This is a genomic window from Novosphingobium sp. BL-A-28-Hi1-0D (assembly GCF_055521755.1).
Map to the genome: position 1 here is coordinate 1,074,995 of NZ_CM145502.1, position 24,207 is coordinate 1,099,201.

Sequence of the window (24,207 nt, forward strand, 5' to 3'; positions counted from 1 at the left end):
CGGCATCATGCAGCACGACATCTTCACGATCGAGATTATCAAGGACACCATCGTCGCCCTTGGCGAAGAGATGTTCAACGCGATGCTCCGGACGAGCATGAGCCCGATCATCTACGAAACCACCGACTTCGCGGTTGGCGCAACGGACGCGACGGGCAACTTGCTGGCTCAAGGCAATGGTGTCACCGCGTTCCTCGCGACACTGGACACCGCTGTCGTCTCCCTGCTCGAGCACTATCCCGATCCGAGTTCGATCCGGCCGGGCGACGTGTTCATCTCGAATACGCCCTACGAGGGTGGTGGTACACACCTGTCGGATGTCGTCATCCTCGTTCCGGTTTTTGCCGAAGACGAGCTGATTGCCTGGACCGTCAACAAGGCGCACTGGACCGAGGTTGGGGGCGCGCAGCCCGGCAGCGTTTCCACCAACGCCACAGAGATCTACCAGGAGGGCCTGCGATTTACCTTCCTCAAGCTCTACGATCGTGGCGAAATCAACCAGTCGCTGGTGCAACTCATCAGGGACAATGTTCGCCTTCCGGACTCGACCATCGGTGACATGCACGCCGGGGTCGCGGCGGCTCGCGTCGGAGCCCGCCGAATCGGCGAACTGCTTGAACGCTACGGCAAGGATCAACTGCTCACTGCCATGCGTGACCTGCTGGACTACGGCGAGCGCATGACGCGCGCCGAGCTTGTCAAGCTTCCCAAGGGCGTATTCGAGGCTGAGGACATTGTCGAAGAGGACGGCCTCGGCAACGGTCCGTTCACCATCAAGGTAAAGGTCACCATCTCCGATTGCGAGATGATCGTAGACTATACCGGGACGTCGCCCCAGTGCATTGGCCCGATCAATTGCTCTTATACCGGGCTGATTACCGGCGCTCGTTGCTTGTTCAAAGCGGTGACCAATCCGGAAATCCCCGCCAACGGAGGCTCGTTCCGGCCACTCAAGGTCATCTGCCCCCCGGGTACGATCATCAGCGCCCAAGCGCCTGCGCCAGTGTCGAACTATTACGAGCCTTTGATCGCGGCGATTGACGTGTTCTGGAAGGCCCTCGCTCCGGCTCTGCCGCAACGTCTTCCGGCCGGGCACCAGCGCACGGTTGGCGCCACCTTCATTTCCGGCATCCGACCCGAGAACGGCGAATTTTTCGTCATGGGCGAACCTCTCGTCGGCGGTTGGGGCGCGTCCAATGACCAGGACGGGGACAGCGGCCAGTTCTGCTGTGCGAATGGCGAGACATTCAACATCCCCTGCGAGCTGTTCGAAAGTCGCTACGCAATCGAAATCGACCAGTACGCCTTCCACAACCAGGACGGCGGTGCGGGTCAGTTCAGGGGCGGCAAGGGGGTAGTGCTGGACTACCGGGTAACGGCAGACGAGGCCTTCCTGACTTACGCCTGTTCAAGAAGCATTGAACGCCCCTGGGCAATGGCCGGCGGTCAGGAAGGCTCGAACAACTACGCGGAAATCCATCGTCTAGATGGGACGGTAGATCGCTATACCATGTGCACCACGGTCGGCGCGAAGCGGGACGAAGTCATCCGGCTTTATTCGGCCACCGGTGGCGGCTTCGGCGATCCCGCGAAGCGCGACCGCGATGCCCTGCTGCGGGATATCCGCAACGGCTTCGTGACGCCGGAACAGGCGCAGAAGGACTACGCCCTCGAGCAGTAACATCAGCAATCGAAGTGCTGCGTCAGATGCTCGCTTCGACCGCCCCTAGTCCAAGAGGAAGGTAGAGCGTTCCATGAGCGACCAATATCCGCGCGAGCCGGTGCCCGACGAGGCCGCAAATCGACCCGCGCGGACGGTCGGCATGATCGTCAGCAATGCAGTCATGGGAGTCCCCGTGATCATGCTCGGGGCTTCGCTCGGAAAGGACTATGGATTTCCAAGCGCTCTGTTCGTGATCCTATTGGGCTGCGCAATTACTGCGGGAATGGCATCGCTCGCAGCGGTTGCCGGAGTGCGCTCCCGACGTTCGACCGCTTTGCTTGCCGAACGAACTTTTGGCCTCGCCGGGGCACGGTTGCTCAACATTGCCGTCGCTCTAGGTTTGCTCGGATGGCTATCGGTAGAGCTTGGTTTCATCGGCCAACTGGTCAAGAGCGGAGCCGAGAATGGCTTCGGATTGCCGTTTGCCGCATGGCCCGGGATCCTTGTTGCCAGCGGCTGCATTCTCGCGATCACAATCTACGGGATTTCGGTCATCGGCAAAACTCCGGTGCTGTTCCTGCCGCTTCTTGGATTCCTGCTTTGTTGGGTAGCCTTTCATGCGGTCCAGGCCGATCACGGTCAGGTGCCAATGACCTCGGGAAGCTCGCTAGGAACGGGGGTTTCGGCCATCGTTGGCGGCTACATTGTAGGCTGCCTGATTATGCCTGACTACAGCCGCTTCGTTCGTTCGGTGGGACCGGCCGTAGGAGCGACTTGGTTCGCACTTGGCCTTGTTTATTCTCTTGTCCTGTTGACCTACGCCTACGGCGGCAATGTCGTCGGAAGCCAGGACCCGGCGAAAATCTTGATCGCGCTCGGCGTTGCTCCTGCACTGACCCTAATCCTGCCCATAGGCCTCATGCAGAATGGGGTGATGTGCCTCTACTCATCGACCCTCGCGATTTCGACAATCCTGCGCCGCGTTCCCTTCGCCTGGTGCGCGGTAGTCCTGATGGCCATCGGTCTCTCGCTCGCACTCGCAGGCGTGGAAGATTTCTTCGTCCAATTTCTTGTGACGCTCGGTATTGTCTTCCCACCCGCGACGGCATTGATGATCCATTCAGCTCTGGTCGAGCGTGAAGCTAATCAGCGGGACTGGCACTGGCCGCACCTGCTGGTCTGGGCGCTTGCGTCAGCGACCAGCTGGATCGTCCAAACGACTGGCACCGGCCTTACGTCAATCTCGGCGCTTGATGGCTTCATCGTTGCCTTCGCCCTTGTTTTTGCAACCCGACTGATCAGGAGACCCCATGTCGTCGACATTGCTTCGTAACGTCCGAGTATTCGATGGGGTAAGCGACAGCCTGACAGATCCGACTTCGGTGCTTGTCGTTGATGATCGGATCGAAGACGTGGGTGTCGAAAGCGGTCAGGCGGATCTTGAAATCGATATTGAAGGTCGCACGCTGATGCCCGGCCTGATCGATGCGCACTTCCACGCCTACGCTTCCGATACCGATTTCGTGAAGCTGGAAAAGCTGCCGCCGACCTACCTTGCTCAACGGGCCCGTCACCTGATGGAGGGTGCCCTCCGCCGAGGCTTCACGACTGTACGCGACGTCGGGGGCGGCGATTACGGTCTTTGGCGAGCCCTGGAAGAGGGGTGGATCACCGGTCCGAGGCTGTTCTACTGCGGTCGCGCATTCAGTCAGTCGGGCGGTCACGGCGATATCCGGCCGCCGCATGAAGAAGAAGCGCCATGCGGCTGCGCCGGACGCGGCATTCTCGCGGAGCGGGTCGATGGGCCAGACCAAATTCGGAAGGCCGCTCGCGAGGCGCTCCGCCACGGAGCACACCACCTGAAGATATTCGTCTCGGGCGGGATCGCTTCGCCAAGCGATCCGATCTGGATGCTCCAATTCTCGGAAGACGAGATTGCTGCGATTGTCGACGAAGCGCACCGCAGGCGGGTCTATGTCGCTGCCCACGCCTATACGGCAGAAACGATTGTGCGAGCCGTCAGGCTTGGTGTCAGAACGATCGAACACGGCAACCTGATCGACGCTGCAGCAGCCCAGGCCGTCGCCGACGCCGGCGCCTATGTCGTCCCGACACTGGCGACATACGAAGCCTTCCGTCGAAGCGGGGAAGAAGATGGCGTGCCGGATCATTTGCTCGCCAAACTGGATCAGGTTGCTGGCCAAGGGATCGAAGCGATCCGTCTTTGCCGGCAGGCCGGCGTTAAGCTGGGCTTTGGTACCGACCTGTTGGGCCAGTTCCATCGCCATCAGCGCGACGAGTTCAGGCTGCGCGCTCAGGCGGAGACGCCATTTGAAATCTTGAATTCGGCCACAGCCGTCAATGCGGAGATCCTAGGATTTTCGGGCCAACTCGGCACCATTGCGCAAGGTGCGTTTGCTGACTTTCTCGTCGTCGACGGCGATCCGCTCGCTGACATCAGCCTGCTCTTCGAAGAATCCGAAGCGATCAGCCAGATATGGGCTCGCGGTAGGCAAGTGGTGTGATCATGCGCGGATGGCATGGGTATGATGCGTCGATTTTACTTTGATCGGGCCATTGATCGGCGCGGAACCAACGCGCTGGCCCTCGAGGGTTACGCCGAATACCTGTTTGGAGACAGTCCTCCAGCTGCGACCCCGAAGGAACTGTTGCCAATGTGGGTGGCGGACATGCAGTTCGCTGCGCCGCCGCCAGTGGTCGAAGCTATCACTACTAGACTGGCTCACCCAATCTTCGGCTACACGGGCCATTTTGATGACGTGCTCTTCGACGCATTCAATAGCTGGTGCGGAACTCGCTACGGGTGGTCCGTCAATCGCGAGCACTTGCAGCTCTCGCTGGGGGTAATCCCTGCTCTCTATACGCTGGTCGACCTGGTGTGCCGACCAGGCGACAGGGTGGTAACCCTTTCGCCTGCATATGGCTATTTTCGCAAGGCCGCGAACCGGAACGACATTCAGTTGATCACATCGCCGCTCGTGATGGACGACTGGTATCCAAGGATCGATTTCGACGACTTGGCCGCAAAGGTCAGAGATCCAAGGGCTCGGCTGTTCTTCCTGTGTCATCCTCACAATCCAACTGGCCGCGCCTGGTCAGCCGATGAGTTGATGAGGATTGCCGACCTTTGCGCAGAGAACGGCGTCCTGATCGTTTCGGATGAGGTCCATTGCGATCTGCTCAGGCGGGGCGGCGTGCATACCCCCCTCGCGAAGCTTCGGCCGCATGACACAAATATCGTTACGTGCATGGCGCCCAGCAAGACGTTTAATCTGGCGGGGCTGATGACTGCGATGATCATCATTCCCGACGGGAGCCTGCGTTCAGCCTGGCGGGAAGCGCACTATCCCTTCGTCAATCCATTGGGCCTGGCAGCAGCCATTGGAGGCTATGAAGGCGGTGCGTCGTGGCTCGAGCAGTTGCGGGATTATCTGGACGGTAACTTTGCAGCGCTGCGGGATCTACTGAAGACAAAGCTCCCGCTTGCCAAATTTCGGATCCCTGAGGCGACTTACCTCGCATGGATCGACGTATCCGCGTACTTTCCCGCCGAGGTCAATCTGACCAGCTACTTTCTTGAAACATGCGGCGTCGTCCTTGAAGGCGGCGAAATGTTCATCGACAACGGAACCGGGGCGATCAGACTAAATCTCGCCTGTCCTCAGAACCAACTGATTGCTGCAGCTGGTAAGATCATTGAAGCCATCCATTTGTCAGCCTGAGGGCTCGAATTGACGTTCGAGCTGCCCAACTTCTATCGGTCTCGCTCAAAGCCAAACCGTGAAGTTCTATCGGCGCGACTTTTTCAAAATGGCCAGAATGTCCTTCAGCGCCGCCGGGCTGTCACATTTGTCGTGCCAGGATTTCAGAAACAGATCTGCCCACAGCTTGTCCTTCGTGGAAGCAAATACCGCATCCGCCAACTGCTTGCGCAGGTCGGCAAGCGCCTTGGCTCCGGCCAGGCGTGCATTACGAGCGATAGCAGCTTGGCGAAGCTCCGAGAGCGCTGTGGACAGGTTCTGATCGCTTTCGCCCGCCCACTCATGAATCGGGGCGCTGCTTGCCTGCGAAGGTCCTTCGAGCCACGATTGCGCTTCTTCGCCAAGGCGCTCCTCAGCTGTCTCGCGGACTATCTTCGTTCGATTGGCAGCCGCTTCGGCTAATTTTCGCGCGGCCTCGGCTTCTCGGTACAGCTTTTCAGTTACACGCTTGTTATAGAGCTCTTGCAACTGCAGCCCGCAAAAGTCGTCCACCAGATGCGTTTCGTAACGCGCTTCCGCCATCTTCAGCAGATTTTCCAAGCGATTCAGAAGGGCCCTGTATCCATCGCCTCCGTCGGCTGCCAGGGCTGCCGGTGATCGCCCGCCTGCGTTGTATCTGTGCAGCCATCGCTCAACCACGTCGTCAACATTGGGCGCTGTCGCTGCCTGAAGGATTCGACTCAGTTTGCGGCGCAATTCCTGTCGGCGATGGAGGCGCCCATGAACTTCAGGTTCGACGAAGAATGCTTGTTCATCCTTGTCCCAAAAAACCAAACTAGGTTCGCCGCACAAATGGACGAGGTAGTAGTGGACCGCGTGATCAGGTTTGCCGAACGATTCGGCCGTATATCCGGCGGCCTCGAGGGATTTCGAACGATAGGAGCTTAAGTCCGTTCTTATCATCGACGATGGCAGCCGGTTTGCGAGCGCCCCGTAGTCCGGCCAGTCTCCACGAATCTTGAGCCTGCAACCTGGCGAGTTCTGCAGAGATGGACCGATCACATAGCTCTCAAGGACAGCGGCCTGCCAAACGGGAAGCCCGACCCCGAACCAGTGTGCGCAGTCAACCTGCACGCCAATGAAGTCCAAGAATCCGGCATCCTCGACCCACTTGAGGGTTTCCTGGTGCGCGTCGCGATCGAATGCGAGCCGAACCTTCTTTTCGATATGATACTTTAGTCGGCGACCGCGTTCCTTCCTTTGGGCCTCGACTCGCTGATCGAGTCTACGCTGTCCTTCTTCACGCTCCGGATGATGAATCCAAACGCGGTCAGCTCCGTGGAGGATGGCTTCGTCGAGCTCATCCGCATTGAGCGCTCCTGCTCGTATGGAGTTTAAGTCTACTTCGATCATGGGAAGTGGAGTTGCGGCAACTTTTGCCTGCTTATCCTCGTTGACCGCATTGGAGACCTTGAACTCGATGGCGAATGATCGATTGCCAATGACAACGGTCGCATCTGGGCGGAATGTGAACTGGTCTGTCTCGATCCAAACAGCATCGAGCGCAAACCGTCCGCCCTCGAAGACAGTCTCTTGAAGGCCCGAATGGCTAAGAACGAGCGGGGTGAATGTGAATTCCCGCAATTCCGCGAGACGTGCCTTGGCATATAAGTGCAGCGCGGTTTCGCCAGTACAAGTGGTGTCTGGGCGATGTGCGAAATGGGTCCGGGCACGGCGTGACTGCCTGTAGAGCAGCGCTTCGCCACATTCGAGACAATGAAAGGGGCCAAAAGTGCGGTCGGGCACACGGTCCACGTGCCGCGTTACTCCGTCGCCGCATTTTGCAGCAGGCACCTTTAATCCGGAGCCGTCGCGCCTGGTGCGAAAGGTCGATGGGCAAGGGCGGCGAGGCTCTGTCGTAGGATTTCTGCCATCAGGTTAGTGAGAGAACTGACTTAGGCGGCCTCGATGGCATGGGCTTCGAACGACACACCAAGCCTTTTGCGCACAGCTCCGAAGATTGCGGCAAGGTTGTCCATGCTGGGATTGCCCTTTTCCGACAGCATCCGGTGCAGGCTCTTGCTTGGGCGCTTTGTCTCGGCGGCAAGGTCTTCGAAGCCAACCGAGGCGTTGACCAGATCGCGCAGAATCAGGCGGGAGACTTCGGGCTCCCCATTGAGAAAGGCGGTTGCCGCTTCGTCGAGCATGGCCTTGGCGAAGGCTGGGTCGCGCGCCGCGCGCTCCTTCACCGTTTCCTTGAAATCGCGGGTCAGCGCCACTTTGCCTAGCTCCTTGCCTTCTTCGCTTTGGCCTTCCGGCCCTTGTACTCATCAAGCAGCGCACTTGCCTGCCCGATATCGGACTGTTGCCGCTTCTTGGTACCTCCGACAAACAGGATGACCAGTTGATCGCCGTCCTGGGTCAGATAGAGCCGGTATCCCGGTCCCCAATCGATCCGGTATTCACCCAGCCCGCCGCCGATCCATTTGACGTTCGACAGGTTGCCCAACTCCATCCGGACGATAGCGGTCGCAACCTTGGCGGCGGCCTGGACATCGAGATCATCGAACCAGCCCCGAAACGGGCAGGTGCCATCCTCGCGGACATACTCCTCAACAATCACATTGCACCGCCATAGGTAACATATTCGTTACCATCCGTCTAGGCCGCATTAGATGCGTCTTGCGGAGCGCTGTGTTGATCGATGAGGGCCATGACGGCTTCGCGGAGCTTGCGGCCGCTGGTGTCGTCCTTGCCGAACCGGGTCTTCAGCGCCTGAAGCAGCTTCTGGTCTTCCAGCGTCAATGGCCCGGTTTGCGAGGCACTGGGAAGCAGGGCCGCTGCGATTTTCTTGCTCACGCGATTGGCGGCCTTGCGTGACGGCTCGTGCTGGATGTGGGCGTAGATCGCGGTCGAGCGGGGATTGGAATGGCCGAGGATAGCCCCAGTGAGCGCAATAGCCTCCCCGGTCGAAATCGCGGTCGACCCGATCGTGTGGCGCAAGGTGTGCGGCGTCACGCCAGGCAACTGGGCTATTCTGATGGCCCGCGCCCATGGGGTCTTCGTTCCCTGGAAGTGACCTTCTCCGGTATCGGCGGGGAAGACATATTCGCTGTCTTCGTCGCGATCGATCTGTTGGAGCAGGATCAGAGCCGCTGTCCCAAGCGGACGCATCGACTGGCCCGTCTTGCTGTCCTCCAGCACGAGCAGGCCGTTGTCGAAGTCGACCTCATCCCATTTGAGCCCGGCGATCTCGTTGCGGCGGCAGCCCGTCAGCGCCCAGAGTCTGGCAATGTTGATCGCCTTGATGTTGGTACCTTCGCTTTCGAGCTGGTCGAGAGCGCTACCAAGACGTCCTACCTCTTCGAGAGTGAGGAAGCGGGTCTTTTGGCCGTCGGTCTTGCGCACGGCGGCGTTCTCGACCGGATTGCGCTCGATTATCTCGCTGCGCTTGGCGAAGCTGAATACCGCTGAGAGGTCGCGCACGACCTTGCGGGAAGCGCCCGGGCCACCTTTGACGATGATGCGCTTGCGCGGGCCGATCTTCTCATTCTTCGCGGTCTTGCCCGCCAACACTTCGGCAGCGAACCGTTCGATGTCACCACTGGTCACATCCTTCGCGCGGCGATTGCCGAGAAGGGGGACAACGTGATGGCGAAGCCGGGCCAGGGTATAAGCCTTGGTCAGCGGCTTCATCGGTTCGCCGATCCGCTTGCCGCGCTGAACCACGCAGCCATGGGTTTCATAGAAGTCGATCAGCGCGGCCATGGTCATCTCGCGCCGACGAGCGGCGAGGTCGCCAGCAGGATCGGCACCAGCGGCCACACTGCCAAGAATGGCCTTTGCCTTCCTGCGAGCCTCATCAGGGGTCAAGGTGCCATACCGCCCGACCGTCTGAATCCGCTGGGGTGCGTTTCGTCCGCCGCCGTTCACACGATACTTGGTGACGAAGGTCTTGATCCCGGAAGGCTCGATCCTGAGACCGAACCCTCGAAGATCGCTGTCCCAGATGTAATACCGCTTGTCGGCCGGATGCGCTGCGTCCACCGTTCGCTTGGTTAGTGAAAGTTGGCTTCGGACACCCATGGCAGTGCTCGCTCCTAGTATACCACCAGTATCCCACCGTGAGGGCGGTTCGTGGCGTAGACAAACTTGCTCGCGGACCTAGAAAGTGTCAATAAACCAAGGGTTTTGTAGGGCTCTGGCGTAGGATCAGAAAGCCGCTTCAGGGCAATTTGAAATCTTGCCAAGGTTGGGGTCGAGGGTTCGAATCCCTTCGCCCGCTCCAGTTTCTACAACCACCACATCTTCAGTTTCGGTGTCACAGCTTTCCTTCGGGGAATACTTACCGCTCAATTCACAAGCGCGGTGCCTTGCGGGCGAGGTTGTGGGCCCCGGCCTGCGCCGGGGCGACGTAGCTGTGTGTGGCTACTCTTTTCATGTCATCCCGGCGTAGGCCGGGATCCATCGGCCTTCGTTCGCGCACCTCCCCATCGGATTCATTGCTGAATTGCTACAAGATGAACGGTCCAGCCGATCACTGTGATAGGACTAACCCGTTGGTCTGTGACCATTGAGCGATTTATTCGATTGTCGGCCCGCTATCGTGCGGGACGACAGGAGGAGAGAAACTCATGCAGATCAGCAGGATCGCGCTTGCCGCCGTGCTCGCGGCCACCTTGCCGCTCGGCAACGCCGCTTTGGCCGAAACCGCAACGCCGACGAGCGAGCCCGCCGCGAAGGAATGGTTCCCCAAGACACTGGACCTGACCGCGCTGCGCCAGAACGAGGCGACCAAGGCCAATCCCTATGGTCCGGACTTCGACTATGCCAAGGAGTTCGCCTCGCTCGATCTCGATGTGGTCAAGGCCGATATCCGTAAGGTGCTGACCACGCCGCAGCCGTGGTGGCCTGCGGACTATGGCCACTACGGCCCGTTCTTCATCCGCATGGCCTGGCACAGCGCGGGCACCTATCGCACCGGTGATGGGCGCGGTGGTTCGGACGGTGGCGAGCTGCGCTTCGAGCCGCTCAACTCCTGGCCCGATAACGTCAACCTCGACAAGGCCCGCCGCCTCGTCTGGCCGATCAAGCAGAAGTACGGGCGCAAGCTTTCGTGGGGCGACCTGATGATCCTCACCGGCAATGTCGCGATGGAGGACATGGGCTTCAAGACGCTGGGCTTTGCCGGAGGGCGCGTCGATGCCTGGCAACCGGACCTCGTGTTCTGGGGGCCGGAAACCAAGCTGCTCGACGACAAGCGCCGCGATGGCAAGGGCAACCTCAAGGGGCCGCTGGGCGCGACGCAGATGGGCCTGATCTATGTGAACCCAGAAGGTCCGAACGGCGTGCCCGATCCGCTCGCCGCCGCCGCCGACATCCGCCGCGCCTTCGGTGCGATGGCGATGAGCGACGAGGAAACCGCCGCGCTGATCGCGGGCGGCCACACTTTCGGCAAGGCGCATGGTGCGCGCAAGCCCGAGGAATGTGTTGGCAACGATCCGGGCCAAGGCAAGATCGAGCAGCAGGGCCTTGGCTGGGCCAACAAGTGCGGCAAGGGCAATGCCGAGGACACCGTGACGAGCGGACTCGAAGGCGCATGGTCGGCCAATCCGATCGCCTTCACCACGCAGTATCTCGACAACCTCTATGGCTTCGAGTGGGTCAAGACCAAGAGCCCGGCAGGGGCGACGCAGTGGATCCCGAAGGACCCGGCGGCGGCGAACCTCGTGCCTGATGCGCACCGGCCTGACGTGCGCCACGCGCCGATCATGTTCACGACGGACATCGCGATGCGCGAGGACCCCGGCTTCCGCAAGATCACGCTGGGCTGGAAGAAGAACCCGCAGGCCTTCGCCGATGCCTTTGCCCGCGCGTGGTTCAAGCTGACCCATCGCGACATGGGGCCGCAGGCGCGCTACCTCGGCAAGGATGCGCCCAAGGTGACGATGACCTGGCAGGACCCGCTGCCCAAGGCGACATATGCGCCTGTCGATGCGGCTGACGTTGCGGCGCTCAAGGGCAGCATCCTGTCTTCGGGCCTCACCACGGCAGAGCTGGTGCGGGCGGCCTGGGCCTCGGCCTCGACCTTCCGCGCGACCGACATGCGCGGCGGTGCCAACGGCGCCCGCGTGCGGCTTGCCCCGCAGAAGGACTGGGCGGTGAACGATCCGGCGGAGCTGGCCAAGGTGACGGCCAAACTCGAGGAAATCCGCCTGAGCTTCAACAAGGCGGCCAAGGGCGGCAAGCAGGTGAGCCTGGCCGACCTGATCGTGCTGGGCGGCAATGCGGCCATCGAGCAGGCGGCCAAGGCTGCGGGCAAGGAGGTGAGCGTGCCGTTCACGCCGGGCCGGGTCGATGCGACGCAGGCGCAGACCGATGTGGAATCGTTCGGCTACCTCCAGCCCAAGGCCGATGCCTTCCGCAATTACTATGCGGCGGACTCGTTCTACGGACCGACCGAGGCGCTGGTCGACAAGGCGGACATGCTCGGGCTGACGGTGCCCGAAACCACCGTGCTGCTCGGCGGCATGCGCGCGCTGGGGGCCAATGCCGGAGGCTCTGCGGCGGGCGTGTTCACCAGCCGTCCGGGTGCGCTGAGCAACGACTTCTTCGTCAACCTGCTGTCGATGGACACGGTGTGGGCGAAGGCGGCGACACCGGGGCTCTATGAAGGCAAGGACCGTGCGAGCGGTGCGCTGAAGTGGACGGCGACGCCGGTCGACCTCGTGTTCGGCTCGAATTCCGAGCTGCGCGCGGTGGCCGAAGTCTATGCCTCGGATGATGCCAAGGACAAGTTCGTGGCCGACTTCGTGGCGGCATGGACCAAGGTGATGAACGCCGACCGGTTCTGATCGGTCGAACGTAAAGGAACGGCGGCGCAGCGACGGGCTACGCCGCCGTTTCCTGTTCCGGCGCCCGTTGCGCCAATCGCGGCGCGATCAGGGCGCAGGCGATCAGTTGCAACTGGTGGAAGACCATGACCGGCAGCAGCACGATGCCGACCGAGGCGGCAGGGAACAGCACGCCCGCCATCGGCACGCCCGAGGCAAGGCTCTTCTTCGAGCCGCAGAACAGGAGGACAATCGCATCCTCGCGCGGGAGCTTCATGGCGCGCGCCAGCCACCAGGTTGCGCCAAGCACGATCGCCAGCAGCACCCCGCAGACCAGCGTCAAGACCAGCAGGCCGAGCGGCGGCACGCGCTGCCACAGGCCTTCGACCACGGCCGCGCCGAACGCGGAATAGACCACCAGCAGGATCGAGCCACGATCGACCTTGCCGAGCCACGCCTTGTTGCGCGTGACGAAGCCGCCGAACCACGGGCGCAGCAGGTGCCCGGCCATGAACGGCAGGAGCAGTTGCAGGACGATGGTCTGCGCCGAGGCCCATGAAAAGCCGCCCGTCGCCCCGCCGAGCAGAATGGCGACAAGCGCGGGCGTCACGAATATCCCGGCAAGGTTCGAGAACGAGGCCGCGCAGACTGCTGCGGCGACATTGCCGCGCGCGATGGCGGTGAAGGCGATCGACGACTGGACAGTCGAGGGCAGCAGGGTCAGGAACAGCAGGCCCACCGCGAACTCGGGCGGAAGGAAGGGCAGCGCACCACAGGCAAGGCCCAGCAGCGGGAACAGCACGAAGGTTGCCGCGAGCACCGCAAGATGCAGCTTCCAGTTGCGCGCGCCTTCCCAGATCGCCTCGCGCGAAAGCTTGGCGCCGTGGAGGAAGAACAGCAGCACGATCCCGGCATCCGCCGCCGCGCCGACGATCGGCACAAAGCTCCCCCGCGCAGGCAGCAGGCTCGCGAGGACCACGGTGGCGATCAGCGCCATCAGGAAGGGATCGAGCAGGGAGGCGAAGCGCCGGATCATCAAGTGGGCTGCCTTGGCAATGTCTGGTGCGGACCTCTTGGCGGCATGGAGTCGGGAGTCAAGGCGGGGCGTGTCGGAGACGTCGTCTGGCAGAGCGCCGGAGGCGACTAACCTCGCCTTCGCGGGTGGGCGCAGGATGCTTGTTTCTCGCAGAGACGCAGAGGAAGCAGATGGCGCCGGGGAAGAAGATCGGTTTCGCGCGGAGACGCGGAGGTTCATCCGCTGGCGAGTGCGGACGGTAACGCCGGTGGGAGTGTCACAGATCGCGGGACCGGTTGCGAGTGGCCGGGGGGCGGTTCCGAACCCCTTGTCGGCTCAGCCTGAGGGCGGACAATGCGAAAGGACGAAGCTTTGGCAGCGGCTCGCGGGCTGCCTTCGCTTCTTGGCAAGCGGCTGCGTGAAAAGAACTCGTCGTTTGTGCTGACACTGTCGCACAATCATGGCGGGTTCCGCATCCGCAGCGTCGCTCAGGGTTCGGCGCCGTGCTATCAGCCCTGGGGTGTCCTGTCTGTCCTTGGGTAACGACAGGGTTTGCCCGGTGGGTCTGGGCTTAACGCCCCGCATTGAACCCGTGAGTACCTGCCGCACCGATCGCGCCGGAAGCGTCAGCACACAGCATCAGCTTCCGAAGGGAGAGGAGCGGGTTGGCCTTTGGCCCTCTCCTGACCTGTGGGCGAGGCGTATAACCTATATGGTTCGTTTTGTCAAGATGAAGCGCAACACACCTCGTCAGCGCTGCTTCCGGCCAAGTTGGACCAGGCTACTTCCGGTAGGGCTTGGGCAATGCCTCGATCGGCATAAGGTCGCGATATTCGGGCAGGACCAGCAGCGCTTCGTGGATTGCCGAGGGGAGAACGCCGAGCAAGGTTACCGCGTGCCATATCTGCACCAGCAACTCTCCTCGCAACGCTTCCTCGCCGTGATCCGACCAGTAGGGATCGCACGCGCCGAAGACATGGGGAAAACGGTCACGTTGCCGTGTCTCGTCCGGCGCGGCCATGACGGCGACTTCGCCAGTCGAGTGATCGATGCCGATGATCGCGCTGGACAGGGCAATGTCTTCTGCCGGGCTTGCCACGGTTGGAGGAACCTTGTGCTTCATATGTCGCAGGTCAGTCGGCCTCGAGCGCGGCACGGATCACCTGCCCGCAGCGACGCAGTTTCTCGAGATGGTCTCCCCGGCGGCAGAACCAGAAGAAGAAGTATCGCGGATCGACGCCGTAGCTGATGTAGGTCGAATGACCGCTGAGCCTGACCCAGACCACGTGAAGGCATGTGCATTCGCCCTCCTTGCGATCCCGATAGGCGCAAAACCGCATCAGGCGGTCGTCGTTGGCTGCGATGTGAAAGCCGGCGTGCTCGAAGCGCTCGCGAATGCGGGAATAGGCGCGGTTGACGCCGACAGGGGTGAACATCCCCTGCTTCAACCAGGGCAACCTGATGAGATACCGCCTGTAGGGCTCGACGTTGTCGCGTGACATCCTGAACCTGCCGAGAGACCTTAGGGTCCAAACTCAATCAGGTCACGTTCGAGGCGTCCAAATGGCGAAGATATCGGGCGAAGCGGCCCGCCGCGAAGGCTGGCTGCCTTTGCAAGGGCCGGTTTGCCCGATATCGAAGCCATTTGGACGCCCCGAAGGGGTTCGGCCAGAATGGCCCATCGCCGCGTCGGCAGGACTGGAAATATCGACATATTCCTGCGCCCTGCCTCCTTGCGCTGAGCCATTCTGCCTCGAACCTCGAACGTGCCCTGATTGAGTTTGGACCCTAAGGACCCGGAACAAAGGGGAAATCACGCGCGCCAACAATAGCATTTTCGGCTACCGACCCGTGCGGGTTGCAGCACCAGCATGCCTTGGCGGCGATGTAACAAGCGTGAGCATGGGAGAAATGGCGCACCCGACAGGATTCGAACCTGTGGCCTTTGCCTTCGGAGGGCGGTGACTAACCAAATAGATGTTGTATTTTCAATGGGTTGAATGGCGGTATTCGGATTTGTATAGGTTTTGTAAAATCTTTTGTTCAGGTCCGATGGCCCTCATCTAGCCCAGAAACATAAGCTTTCAAGCCACTTTCCGGGCATTGACCTGTGCCTTGGCTCCGATCCCCGTTTGATAGCCATCGTGACCCTTGGTAAGCCATAAGCCAAATTGAGGGGGCGGCATGTCACTATTGGACGAGCAACTGGTCGAGGAATGGCTGAACCGCCAAGGCTTCTTCACCATGCGGGGCATCAAGTGTGGCGTCGATGAGATAGACCTCCTTGCCATCCGGGAGCGCCCCGATGGGATGGAACGATGGCACGTTGAGGTCCAGATCAGCTTCAACCCCATTGGCTACATTGGCGGTGGCCCAAGCGCGAAACGGCGGACGCCGGAAGAAGTGCGGGCTGGCGTCGAGCAATGGGTCGATAAAAAGTTCACCAAGACCATCAAGGCCGAACGCAGGCTCGGAATTCTGCCGGGTTCGGAATGGCAGTACGTCCTCGTACATGGTATTTCCCGGCACCCGGTCGAACTCGACATCATGAACGAGCTTGGTGTCCGAACCGTACCTTATAGCGAGGTGCTGACCTCTCTGCTCGAACGAGGCACGAAGGAAAGCTCCTCGCTTGCCAGCAACATCCTAGACATCATCGGCTACGCCAAGCGACAAGCGATGTTCTAGGGTGCGGCTTGATACGACGCCCTCTCATCAATGATTCTGAGGAGATGGGAGGCCAGCATGACCATTTCCCGAGCCTCGCATGGATCGTTCATTTCGACCGTCCGGTGGGAGTGCGGGTTTTTGTATGATCCGATGGCACCAGCAAAAAGCGACATGAGTGCCTCCTGCTCACCTTTGTGATCCTCCTTCCGAGCAAGGGGGCCATGTTCCGGCCTGAAGGCCAGCCTCATCAGGTCAACGCCAAGCTTGTCAGCAGAATAGCTTCCTGCCTTTCGGACCCTCTCCTCCACGGTTCGGAATGCCCGAAACACTGCGTCCGCATAGTCGCCCCGCGCCAACTTCAACCACACATCCTCCCGTATCGCAGGGTGAAGGAGCGACTTCGGAAATTCAGCGGCAGACGCATAGGACCGGAAGCCTTCCGGCGAGTTCGCCAACTCGCGCCCTCGACGTGTCAGGACCTTGAACCCGTTCTGCCCGTTGGTATCTGTAGCAGGCATAATGAGCATATTGAGTTCCAGCCAATGCCAAGCCTCGCCGATGGCGATGGATATTTCTGCCTTTCGGGTCTGCGGGTAATGCTGGCCAGCATCGAAGCTGTACGCCCCATATAGGTTCGCGTCGGATGTCACGTTGTTGGGGTGAAACATACCATTCTGAAGCTCAGAAGCGGCCACGCCCAACAGAATGCGCCCCAACTCCTCTGGCTGAAGGGCCAAGAGGGTCTCCACATCCGGGACCGATTGGATCAATGCGCTCATCGTTGGCTCGCTCTTCGGTGGTCGTCCGCGTTCAATCTGGTGGTAGCAGTTTGATGGCCGCATGGTAATAAGGCTTCAAACTGCCGCGATATTCGGGAACATTATTTCTAATGAAGTATGGAATGAACAACCAAAAAAGGCCAATAAGCCCTGAAGACAGTCTAGTACAAACTGTTGGATGCCGTCATTCCAGTCCCGACATTTGTAAAAACCACAGCACTCCCGGAAAATGTGCCTTTGTCCGAGAGGACAATTTGTGCCTGACACCGCCCCGATCTTGGGCGAAGATATTCAATGAGCTGTCAGCCTAAGCTGGTCTGAGACAATTCGATGGGGGATTTATTTTCGATGACCACTGCTGACGCCTCAAGGCTTACCCTTTCCCAGTTGGAAAGCCATCTCTGGAAAGCCGCCGATATCCTGCGTGGCCGGATCGATAGCTCGGACTACAAGCACTACATCTTCGGCCTGCTGTTTTTCAAACGGCTGAGCGATGTGTGGGCCGAGGAGTTCGACGCCCGGATGGCTCAGTACAACGATGCCGAACTTGCCGCCGATCCCGACGAACACCGTTTCGACATCCCCGATGGTGCCTTCTGGGATCAGGTGAAGAAGCACACCACCAACATCGGCGAACACCTCAACAGCGCCTTCCACAAGGTCGAAGATGCCAACCCCCGGTTGCTGGGCATCTTTCAGGACGTGGATTTCAACAACAAGCAGCGTTTCCCGGACGAAACCCTCCAGATGCTGATCCAGCATTTTGACCGCTACCGCCTGCGGACTGCCGACGTGTCGGCGGATATGCTGGGCAATGCCTATGAGTACCTGATCAAGCAGTTTGCCGACGATAGCGGCAAGAAGGGCGGCGAGTTCTATACCCCCGAGTGGGTGGTCCGGCTTATGGTTCAGGTCCTCAAGTCGGAGGAAGGCAACACCGTTTACGATCCTACCTGCGGGTCGGGCGGAATGTTGATCCAGTCGTTCCTCGACCTCCAGCGGCGCGGCCTGAATGCCAAATCGCTCCGCCTCTACGGGCAGGAGATGAACCTCAACACCTGGGCCATCTGTAAGATGAATATGTTCCTCCACGACATCGACGATGCCGTGATCGAACGGGGGGACACTTTGCGGTCACCCAAGAACCTGTTGGCTGAAGGGTCAAAGGGGTTGCGTCAGTTCGACCGGGTGATTGCCAACCCTCCGTTCAGCCTCAAGGAATGGGGCTACGAAATCTGGTCCAATGGTGACCCCTATGGGCGCGACATGTATGGTTGCCCGCCGAAATCTTATGGCGATCTGGCCTTCGTTCAGCACATGATTGCTTCGTTGAAGGCCGATGGGAAAATGGCGGTTGTGCTGCCCCACGGCGTCCTGTTCCGTGGCGGAGCAGAGGGAAAAATCCGCGAGGGTATGCTCAAGGATGACATCATCGAAGCGGTGATCGGCCTCGCGCCGAACCTGTTCTACGGCGCTGGCATCCCTGCCTGTATCTTGGTGATCAACAAGGCCAAGCCTGCCGACCGGCGCGGCGAGGTGCTGATCATCAACGGGGCCGAGGAATACAAGGAAGGTAAGGCCCAGAACTCCCTTACCGAGGCCAACGTGAAGCGGTTCGTTACGGCCTATGAGGCATGGACCGACGAGGAACGATTTGCCCGCGTGGTGCCGATGGATGAGATTGCGGGCAATGACCACAACCTCAACATTTCCCGGTATGTCCAGATTGCCGAGGAGCAGGAAGCCATCGATGTGGCAGCAGAACTCACCACGCTGATGGAACTGATCGACCAGCGCAATGAGGCAGAGAAGGCTATGCTGAGCCACCTCAAGGAGCTTGGATATGCTTCCTGAAGATTGGCGCGACACAAGGCTGATCGACATTTGCCAGTTTTTGAATGGCCGTGCGTACAAAAAGGAGGAGTTGCTCGCCTCAGGGAAGTACCCTGTGTTGCGGGTTGGCAATTTCTTCACCAACGAGAATTGGTACTTTTCCGATCTCGAACTAGACGATGAAAAATACTGTGATCATGGCGATCTTCTATACGCGTGGTCAGCATCTTTCGCGCCCAAAATTTGGAATGGCGGCAAGGTTATATACCATTATCACATATGGAAATTGATGCCCGACCGCACATTGGTCGACAAACATTTCCTTTATCATTTTCTCGAGTGGGATGTGGATCGGATTAAGGCCAGTGAGGGCAATGGATCAACCATGATCCACATCACCAAGGGGGCCATCGAACAGCGACCCTTGAACCTTCCGCCACTCCCCGAGCAACAGCGCATTGCCGAAATCCTAGGCTCGGTTGACGCCGCGATTGAGGCAACCAAGGCGGTCATCGAGCAGACCAAGACGGTCAAGCAGGGATTGCTCCAAACTCTGCTGACGCGCGGCATCGGCCATACCGAGTTCAAGGATTCATCGCTGGGCGAGATTCCCGAGAATTGGGAGGTCCATTCGCTTAACGAACTGACAAGCTTCATTACCAGCGGTTCGCGTGGTTGGGCGCAATACTATGCCGATGAGGGAGCGCTTTTCGTTCGCATCACCAACCTTAAGCGCGATAGCATCCAAATAAACTTGGATGATTGCGTGTACGTGCGCCTTCCCGAAAACTCCTCTGAAGGAACACGAACCCGTCTTCAGCAAAACGATGTGCTGATTTCGATAACGGCAGATCTGGGCATTACCGCGATTATTGATGACATTGACGCCATCGGGGAAGCCTACATCAATCAACACATTGCCTTGGCGCGCCCGCTACCCGCAAAGATTTATCCAAAGTTTCTCGCTTATTATCTCGCCTCTGACTTCGGGCAGAAGCAAATGTTGTTTTTGAACGATTCCGGGTCAAAGGCTGGGCTGAACCTCGGCAGTATCGGCAAACTGAACATCGCGTTGCCTCCCAGAGCGGAGCAGGAGGAGATTGCGCGGATGGCATACGAAATCGACCAAATGCTCGCCGGGCAAAAAGCCTATCTGACATCCCTCCACGCCCTCAAAAAAGGCACCATGGATGACCTGTTGACCGGCAGGGTCAGGGTCAACCAGCCCGAGAAAGTGGCCGCATAATGAGCGAATACCTGCTGGCCGAAAAACGCTGTATCGACGAACTGGTCGCCATCGGCTGGTCATGGATGAAGCCGTCCGAGAATGAAGCTGCCCGTGATGGGTTCAATCAGGTCATTCTCAAGGATGTGTTCAAGGCCGCAATTGCCCGGATCAACGGGATCGACGGCGATACGGCCAATCAGGTTTACGCCGATGTCCTGAACATCCGCGACAATCAGGAATGGACCAAGGTTCTCCGGGGCGAATACAGCCGCACCGTGGCGGGCGAGGCCAAGAAGCGCACCATCCGCCTGATCGATTTCCACGACACAGCCAATAACACCTTCACCGTCACCAACCAGTTCCGGGTTCAGGCGGAAAAGAACCGTATCCCGGATGTGGTGCTGTTCGTGAATGGCATTCCCTTGGTGGTGATCGAGGCCAAGACGCCGCTATCGGCCAAGGACAAAACGGGCGAGGCCTTCGAGCAGATCAAGCTGTACGAGAACGAAATCCCACGGCTGTTCTATTCCAACCTGTTCAACATCGTCACCGACGGGGCACAGCCGTCGCTCTATGGGGCGACCGGATCACCATCGCCGTTTTGGGGTTTCTGGCGCGATCCTTATCCCAAGGCCGATGCCGATTTCGTGACCCCGCTGGCGAAGGGCCTATACTGCCTGTGCGAACCATCGCGGCTGCTGGAACTCTTGGCGCATTTCGTGGTGTTCGAGGTCGATCCCGATAGCGGCAAGACCATCAAGAAAATTTGCCGCTACCAACAGTACCGGGCGGTCAACAAGCTGTTCGACCGCGCATCGGACGGACACACCCGTAAGGGCCTGATCTGGCACACGCAGGGGTCGGGCAAGTCCCTGACTATGGTCTATGCCGCGCTCAAGCTGAAGCAGCACCTGACGAGTGCCAAAGTGTTCAACCCCAACCTGTTGGTACTGACCGACCGGGTCGATCTGGACGACCAGATTTCCAAGACCTTCGTCAACTGTGGCCTGCCCAATCCCATATCCATCACGTCCAGCAGCAAGCTGCGCGAAAACCTCAACAAGAACACGATGGGGCTGGTCCTGCTGTCCACCATCCAGAAGTTCGAAGGTTCGGAAACGGCGATCCCGGATAGCGAGAACTGGATCGTGCTGGTGGATGAATGCCACCGGACGCAGGAAAAGAACCTCGGCGCGTACCTGCGGGCCACCATGCCCAAAGCCTCGTTCTTCGGCTTCACCGGCACCCCGGTCAAAAAGGGCGATCGCGACACCTACAACCACTTTTCAGAGGCGGCGGAAGGCTACCTTGATAAGTACGGCATCGACGACGCCGTGGCTGACGGGGCGACCGTTCCCATCCGCTACACCAGCCGGAAAACCGAATGGCAGGTCGATCCTGAGAAGATGGACATCCTGTTCGACCAGTGGTTCGCCCATGAATCGGATGATGTGATTGCCCGCCTCAAGGAGCGCGGGGTCAGCATGGCGGAACTCGCCAAGCACCCGAAGCGGGTGGAACTGATCACCTATGACATCTGGACCCACTTCAAGCAGTTCATCCAGCCCGATGGCCTGAAGGCCCAGATTGTCGGCATCGATCGTGAGGCGGTGATCCTCTACAAGCGCGCCCTAGACCGGGTGATTGCCGACGATTTCATCAAACAGGGGATGGCCCAGGACGAGGCGGAAGCCAAAGCCGCCGCTATGTCGGCCTGTGTGTTTTCGTCGGCCCAGAATGACGAAAAGCCCAGCGAGGACACCCATATTGAGGATATCCGCGCCGGGCTTCGGGAATACAATCTCGACAAGCAGGCCGAGAAGGATGTCATCAAGGAGTTCTGTAAGAAGGATTCCCCGCTCTCGTTCCTGATTGTCTGTAACAAGCTGCTGACCGGGTTTGACGCGCAAATCGAGGCCGTGATGTACCTCGATAATCCGCTCAAGGAACACAACCTGCTCCAAGCGATTGCCCGGACGAACCGGGTGTACAACACGGCCAAGCAGTACGGATTTATCGTCGATTATATCGGCATCACCAAACGCCTTGATGATGCTTTGGAATCCTACCGCTCTGAGGATGTGGCCGGGGCGCTGCGTGACCTCGATGGCCTCCGGGACGAATTGAAATCCGCCTTTGCCGAGGTGAAGCCCTATCTCAAGGTCGTGAAACGGGCCGAAGGAGCGCGAAAGGATGAGCTAAAGGGCGAGTTCGATGCCCTGATCCAATCGCTCGGCACCGAGGATGAATGGCTGACTTTCAAGCGGAAGGCCAAAAAGTTCATCCGGTGTTACGAGGCGCTTAGCCCCGATCCTGAAATCTTGGAATTCACGGCGGACCTCAAATGGGTGGTGGGCTTCATCGCCGTTGCCACACAGGCCTTTGAGGAACGGGAATCCATAGACCTCAAGGACTACAGCCACAAAATCCGCGAAATGCTCCACACGCACCTCGACGTGACCGGCATTTCAACGATCTGTAAGGTCCGGCACATCACCGACCCAGAATTTTGGGAGGATTTCCAGACCGAGGGCAAGTCCGAACCGGACATCAAGACGGCGGCGATCCGCAAGGGCATCGAACTGAAAAAGGTGCTGACGGAAAAGGTTGCCGACAACCCGTTGCGGTTCGGCCCATTCTCGGAGCGGGTGCTGACGATCCTCAAAAAGTTTCAGGAAGGCCAGATGGCCGCAGCTGATGCGCTCAGCGCATTGGAACAGGAAGCCAAGGACCTTGAGGCCGAGGAAAAGTCCCACATCGATAGCGGCATGAACGCGCGGGCATATGCCATCCTGCGCCTTGTCGAGGGGCTGGAACCCGATGGTAATGCCGATACCCTAAAGGCATTTGCCGCTGCGGTGGATGACCTCTACGCCAGCGACGATACTGCCCCCAAGGGTTGGCAAACCCGCGACCAGCTCAAGAAGGAACTCCGCCAGCAGGTGCGGGCCTTGGCGCACACGAATGGCCTTGCGTCCTTCAAGGAAGTGTCGGTTCCGGTGGAGGAGTACGCCGTCAAGAACTACGCGAAGTTCCAGTGATGGCCGAGATACAGGTTGGCAAGGTTGCCATTCCCTATGCGGTCCGTCGCAGCGACCTCGCCAGCCGCAAGAGCATCATCGTTACGCCGCACAACGTCGAGGTGGTTGCTCCCACGGCGGCGGAGGACGCGGATATCTGCGCCTTCGTTCAGCAGAAGCGGCATTGGGTGTTCAACAAGCTGACCGAAATGAACGAGCGGTTGGCCTACATTGAACGCCACACCTACGACCGCCTTCAATCCGGAGCGAAAATCCGATTCCGTGGTCGCAATGCCAAGGTGCTGCTGACACGGGGCGAGGTGGCGGACTTCGATATCCAGTTCAACAACGGGTTCCGCATCACCGCGCCCGTACACCTCAGTGACGAGGACATGGGGGCGATGCTGAGCGTCCGCATGGTCACTTGGTTCAAGAAGTACCTGAAGCGGGAGGCGACGGCGCTGGCCAAAGGCTTTGAGGCGAAACTCGGCCTGAAAAGCCAAGGCGTCCAGATCACCCACTCGGATACGCTCTGGGGCAGTCTGACCAAGAGCGGCGTGATCAAGCTGAACTGGCACCTCATCGAAGCGCCCAAGGCCGTGCTGGAATATGTGGTCCTCCACGAGGTTTGCCATCTCATCCATCGCAACCACACCGATGCGTTTTGGGCGCTCATCGCCCAGCATATGCCGGATTACCCGGCCCGGAGAAAATGGCTGGAAAGCCTGATGCCAAGTTTCAAGCTGTAGGGGGAGCCGATGAAGCAACCGCAGGTCAGTTCACGTCTCCAGCACATCCGCCTCTGGCTGGAGTTCTATAAGCTGGCTTTGGATAACCCAGCCTTACAGGAAAACCTATCCAAGGTCCGTGACTTCTACGAGCCTTGGGGTGATCCACGTGGCATCGACTTCCGGGATTGGTGGAAGGATCATGGCTACCTGTTTGGGGCAACTCGGGTGGAGGAGATCACAAAGGTCAGCAAAGCCCCTAACGTCATCAATCTGTCGGTGCCGTTGAACCTAGCGGTCAGCAAATCCCTGCCCGAAATCAAAGCGCTTATCGAAGCAAAGCAGCGGGACCGGCTGCTCGAATTGGGCCAAGACCCAGAGGCTGTGAAATCTCTGGCTGCGGGCTTTGGCACGTATGAGTTTAACGCCAAGGAACTCCGGGGACGGCCACTCTATAAGGCCCTTACGATGTACCAATTATGGCTGGCGGCTGGCCGACCAAAGATCGGACACGGCTTCTGTCAGTACGTAGTGGATGAACTGGCAAAACGACCACGAGCCAAGTGGCTTCCGAGTTACCTGCTCCGGGCGCCGACAACCGACAAAAAAGGAAACCTCCGCTTTGCCGAAGAGCAGCTTCGGCAAATGCGGAGGTCTATCGTCGAAGCAGAGAAGGTATGTGTTGCCGTCTCTAAGGGGCGGTTTCCCGCATAAGG

The 24,207-nt window shown here is 59.5% G+C and carries 19 protein-coding genes; 11 read left to right on the forward strand and 8 right to left on the reverse strand.

The window, feature by feature from the left end:
* Positions 1-7: 7 nt before the first annotated feature.
* From ACZ1JW_RS05380 to ACZ1JW_RS05395, 4 genes are all read left to right on the forward strand, one after another.
* Positions 8-1,681 (forward strand): hydantoinase B/oxoprolinase family protein, encoded by a 1,674-nt coding sequence (locus ACZ1JW_RS05380; RefSeq protein WP_465142241.1) that lies wholly within the window; start codon positions 8-10, stop codon positions 1,679-1,681.
* 73 nt (positions 1,682-1,754) lie between these two features.
* Positions 1,755-2,996, forward strand: a complete 1,242-nt coding sequence (locus ACZ1JW_RS05385) for a purine-cytosine permease family protein (RefSeq protein WP_465142242.1) — start codon at positions 1,755-1,757, stop codon at positions 2,994-2,996.
* Positions 2,974-4,188, forward strand: coding sequence for a metal-dependent hydrolase family protein (locus ACZ1JW_RS05390; protein WP_465142243.1), 1,215 nt, complete (start codon positions 2,974-2,976; stop codon positions 4,186-4,188). The genes ACZ1JW_RS05385 and ACZ1JW_RS05390 overlap by 23 nt, the downstream gene beginning before the upstream one ends.
* 15 nt (positions 4,189-4,203) lie before the next feature.
* A complete protein-coding gene (locus tag ACZ1JW_RS05395; protein ID WP_465142244.1) occupies positions 4,204-5,406 on the forward strand; it encodes a MalY/PatB family protein in 1,203 nt (400 codons plus the stop codon).
* 66 nt (positions 5,407-5,472) lie between these two features.
* Here the strand turns inward: ACZ1JW_RS05395 and ACZ1JW_RS05400 are convergent, their stop codons facing one another.
* The 4 genes from ACZ1JW_RS05400 to ACZ1JW_RS05415 form a co-directional block, all read right to left on the reverse strand.
* Complete coding sequence (locus tag ACZ1JW_RS05400) at positions 5,473-7,200, reverse strand: competence protein CoiA family protein (protein WP_465142245.1); 1,728 nt, start codon at positions 7,198-7,200, stop codon at positions 5,473-5,475.
* A 140-nt stretch (positions 7,201-7,340) separates the two neighbouring features.
* Positions 7,341-7,664: a helix-turn-helix domain-containing transcriptional regulator gene (locus tag ACZ1JW_RS05405; protein ID WP_465142246.1), complete on the reverse strand. Its 324-nt coding sequence runs from the start codon at positions 7,662-7,664 to the stop codon at positions 7,341-7,343.
* A 5-nt stretch (positions 7,665-7,669) separates the two neighbouring features.
* Positions 7,670-8,008 (reverse strand): type II toxin-antitoxin system RelE/ParE family toxin, encoded by a 339-nt coding sequence (locus tag ACZ1JW_RS05410; protein ID WP_465142247.1) that lies wholly within the window; start codon positions 8,006-8,008, stop codon positions 7,670-7,672.
* Between the two features lie 38 nt (positions 8,009-8,046).
* Positions 8,047-9,471, reverse strand: coding sequence for a tyrosine-type recombinase/integrase (locus ACZ1JW_RS05415; protein ID WP_465142248.1), 1,425 nt, complete (start codon positions 9,469-9,471; stop codon positions 8,047-8,049).
* A 548-nt stretch (positions 9,472-10,019) separates the two neighbouring features.
* On the opposite strand from ACZ1JW_RS05415, the gene katG reads away from it, so the two are divergent.
* Positions 10,020-12,239 (forward strand): catalase/peroxidase HPI, encoded by a 2,220-nt coding sequence (katG, locus tag ACZ1JW_RS05420; RefSeq protein WP_465142249.1) that lies wholly within the window; start codon positions 10,020-10,022, stop codon positions 12,237-12,239.
* A 37-nt stretch (positions 12,240-12,276) separates the two neighbouring features.
* Here the strand turns inward: katG and ACZ1JW_RS05425 are convergent, their stop codons facing one another.
* From ACZ1JW_RS05425 to ACZ1JW_RS05435, 3 genes are all read right to left on the reverse strand, one after another.
* A complete protein-coding gene (locus tag ACZ1JW_RS05425) occupies positions 12,277-13,254 on the reverse strand; it encodes a bile acid:sodium symporter family protein (RefSeq protein ID WP_465142250.1) in 978 nt (325 codons plus the stop codon).
* A 760-nt stretch (positions 13,255-14,014) separates the two neighbouring features.
* Positions 14,015-14,356: a hypothetical protein gene (locus ACZ1JW_RS05430; RefSeq protein WP_465142251.1), complete on the reverse strand. Its 342-nt coding sequence runs from the start codon at positions 14,354-14,356 to the stop codon at positions 14,015-14,017.
* 10 nt (positions 14,357-14,366) lie between these two features.
* Positions 14,367-14,735: a hypothetical protein gene (locus ACZ1JW_RS05435; protein WP_465142252.1), complete on the reverse strand. Its 369-nt coding sequence runs from the start codon at positions 14,733-14,735 to the stop codon at positions 14,367-14,369.
* Positions 14,736-15,417: 682 nt separating this feature from the next.
* On the opposite strand from ACZ1JW_RS05435, the gene ACZ1JW_RS05440 reads away from it, so the two are divergent.
* Positions 15,418-15,921, forward strand: coding sequence for a hypothetical protein (locus tag ACZ1JW_RS05440; RefSeq protein WP_465142253.1), 504 nt, complete (start codon positions 15,418-15,420; stop codon positions 15,919-15,921).
* Here the strand turns inward: ACZ1JW_RS05440 and ACZ1JW_RS05445 are convergent.
* Entirely contained in the window at positions 15,918-16,682 is a 765-nt protein-coding gene (locus ACZ1JW_RS05445) for a TIGR02391 family protein (protein WP_465142254.1), read from the reverse strand. The genes ACZ1JW_RS05440 and ACZ1JW_RS05445 overlap by 4 nt on opposite strands.
* A gap of 348 nt (positions 16,683-17,030) precedes the next feature.
* On the opposite strand from ACZ1JW_RS05445, the gene ACZ1JW_RS05450 reads away from it, so the two are divergent.
* From ACZ1JW_RS05450 to ACZ1JW_RS05470, 5 genes are read left to right on the forward strand one after another with little or no spacing between them, the layout of a single operon-like run.
* A complete protein-coding gene (locus tag ACZ1JW_RS05450) occupies positions 17,031-18,536 on the forward strand; it encodes a type I restriction-modification system subunit M (protein WP_465142255.1) in 1,506 nt (501 codons plus the stop codon).
* Positions 18,526-19,761, forward strand: coding sequence for a restriction endonuclease subunit S (locus tag ACZ1JW_RS05455; RefSeq protein WP_465142256.1), 1,236 nt, complete (start codon positions 18,526-18,528; stop codon positions 19,759-19,761). The genes ACZ1JW_RS05450 and ACZ1JW_RS05455 overlap by 11 nt, the downstream gene beginning before the upstream one ends.
* Positions 19,761-22,784: a type I restriction endonuclease subunit R gene (locus ACZ1JW_RS05460; RefSeq protein ID WP_465142257.1), complete on the forward strand. Its 3,024-nt coding sequence runs from the start codon at positions 19,761-19,763 to the stop codon at positions 22,782-22,784. The genes ACZ1JW_RS05455 and ACZ1JW_RS05460 overlap by 1 nt, the downstream gene beginning before the upstream one ends.
* A complete protein-coding gene (locus ACZ1JW_RS05465) occupies positions 22,784-23,512 on the forward strand; it encodes a M48 family metallopeptidase (RefSeq protein ID WP_465142258.1) in 729 nt (242 codons plus the stop codon). The genes ACZ1JW_RS05460 and ACZ1JW_RS05465 overlap by 1 nt, the downstream gene beginning before the upstream one ends.
* 9 nt (positions 23,513-23,521) lie before the next feature.
* On the forward strand, positions 23,522-24,205 hold the full coding sequence (locus ACZ1JW_RS05470; RefSeq protein ID WP_465142259.1) for a hypothetical protein: 684 nt from the start codon (positions 23,522-23,524) through the stop codon (positions 24,203-24,205).
* Positions 24,206-24,207: the final 2 nt, after the last annotated feature.

Bases quoted from the DNA above. Each gene is read 5' to 3' on its own strand.
- ACZ1JW_RS05380 (WP_465142241.1), top strand. From the start codon at position 8: ATGCAGCACGACATCTTCACGATCGAGATTATCAAGGACACCATCGTC.
- ACZ1JW_RS05385 (WP_465142242.1), top strand. From the start codon at position 1,755: ATGAGCGACCAATATCCGCGCGAGCCGGTGCCCGACGAGGCCGCAAAT.
- ACZ1JW_RS05390 (WP_465142243.1), top strand. From the start codon at position 2,974: ATGTCGTCGACATTGCTTCGTAACGTCCGAGTATTCGATGGGGTAAGC.
- ACZ1JW_RS05395 (WP_465142244.1), top strand. From the start codon at position 4,204: ATGGGTATGATGCGTCGATTTTACTTTGATCGGGCCATTGATCGGCGC.
- ACZ1JW_RS05415 (WP_465142248.1), bottom strand. From the start codon at position 9,471: ATGGGTGTCCGAAGCCAACTTTCACTAACCAAGCGAACGGTGGACGCA.
- katG (WP_465142249.1), top strand. From the start codon at position 10,020: ATGCAGATCAGCAGGATCGCGCTTGCCGCCGTGCTCGCGGCCACCTTG.
- ACZ1JW_RS05425 (WP_465142250.1), bottom strand. From the start codon at position 13,254: ATGATCCGGCGCTTCGCCTCCCTGCTCGATCCCTTCCTGATGGCGCTG.
- ACZ1JW_RS05430 (WP_465142251.1), bottom strand. From the start codon at position 14,356: ATGAAGCACAAGGTTCCTCCAACCGTGGCAAGCCCGGCAGAAGACATT.
- ACZ1JW_RS05435 (WP_465142252.1), bottom strand. From the start codon at position 14,735: ATGTCACGCGACAACGTCGAGCCCTACAGGCGGTATCTCATCAGGTTG.
- ACZ1JW_RS05440 (WP_465142253.1), top strand. From the start codon at position 15,418: ATGTCACTATTGGACGAGCAACTGGTCGAGGAATGGCTGAACCGCCAA.
- ACZ1JW_RS05445 (WP_465142254.1), bottom strand. From the start codon at position 16,682: ATGAGCGCATTGATCCAATCGGTCCCGGATGTGGAGACCCTCTTGGCC.
- ACZ1JW_RS05450 (WP_465142255.1), top strand. From the start codon at position 17,031: ATGACCACTGCTGACGCCTCAAGGCTTACCCTTTCCCAGTTGGAAAGC.
- ACZ1JW_RS05455 (WP_465142256.1), top strand. From the start codon at position 18,526: ATGCTTCCTGAAGATTGGCGCGACACAAGGCTGATCGACATTTGCCAG.
- ACZ1JW_RS05460 (WP_465142257.1), top strand. From the start codon at position 19,761: ATGAGCGAATACCTGCTGGCCGAAAAACGCTGTATCGACGAACTGGTC.
- ACZ1JW_RS05465 (WP_465142258.1), top strand. From the start codon at position 22,784: ATGGCCGAGATACAGGTTGGCAAGGTTGCCATTCCCTATGCGGTCCGT.
- ACZ1JW_RS05470 (WP_465142259.1), top strand. From the start codon at position 23,522: ATGAAGCAACCGCAGGTCAGTTCACGTCTCCAGCACATCCGCCTCTGG.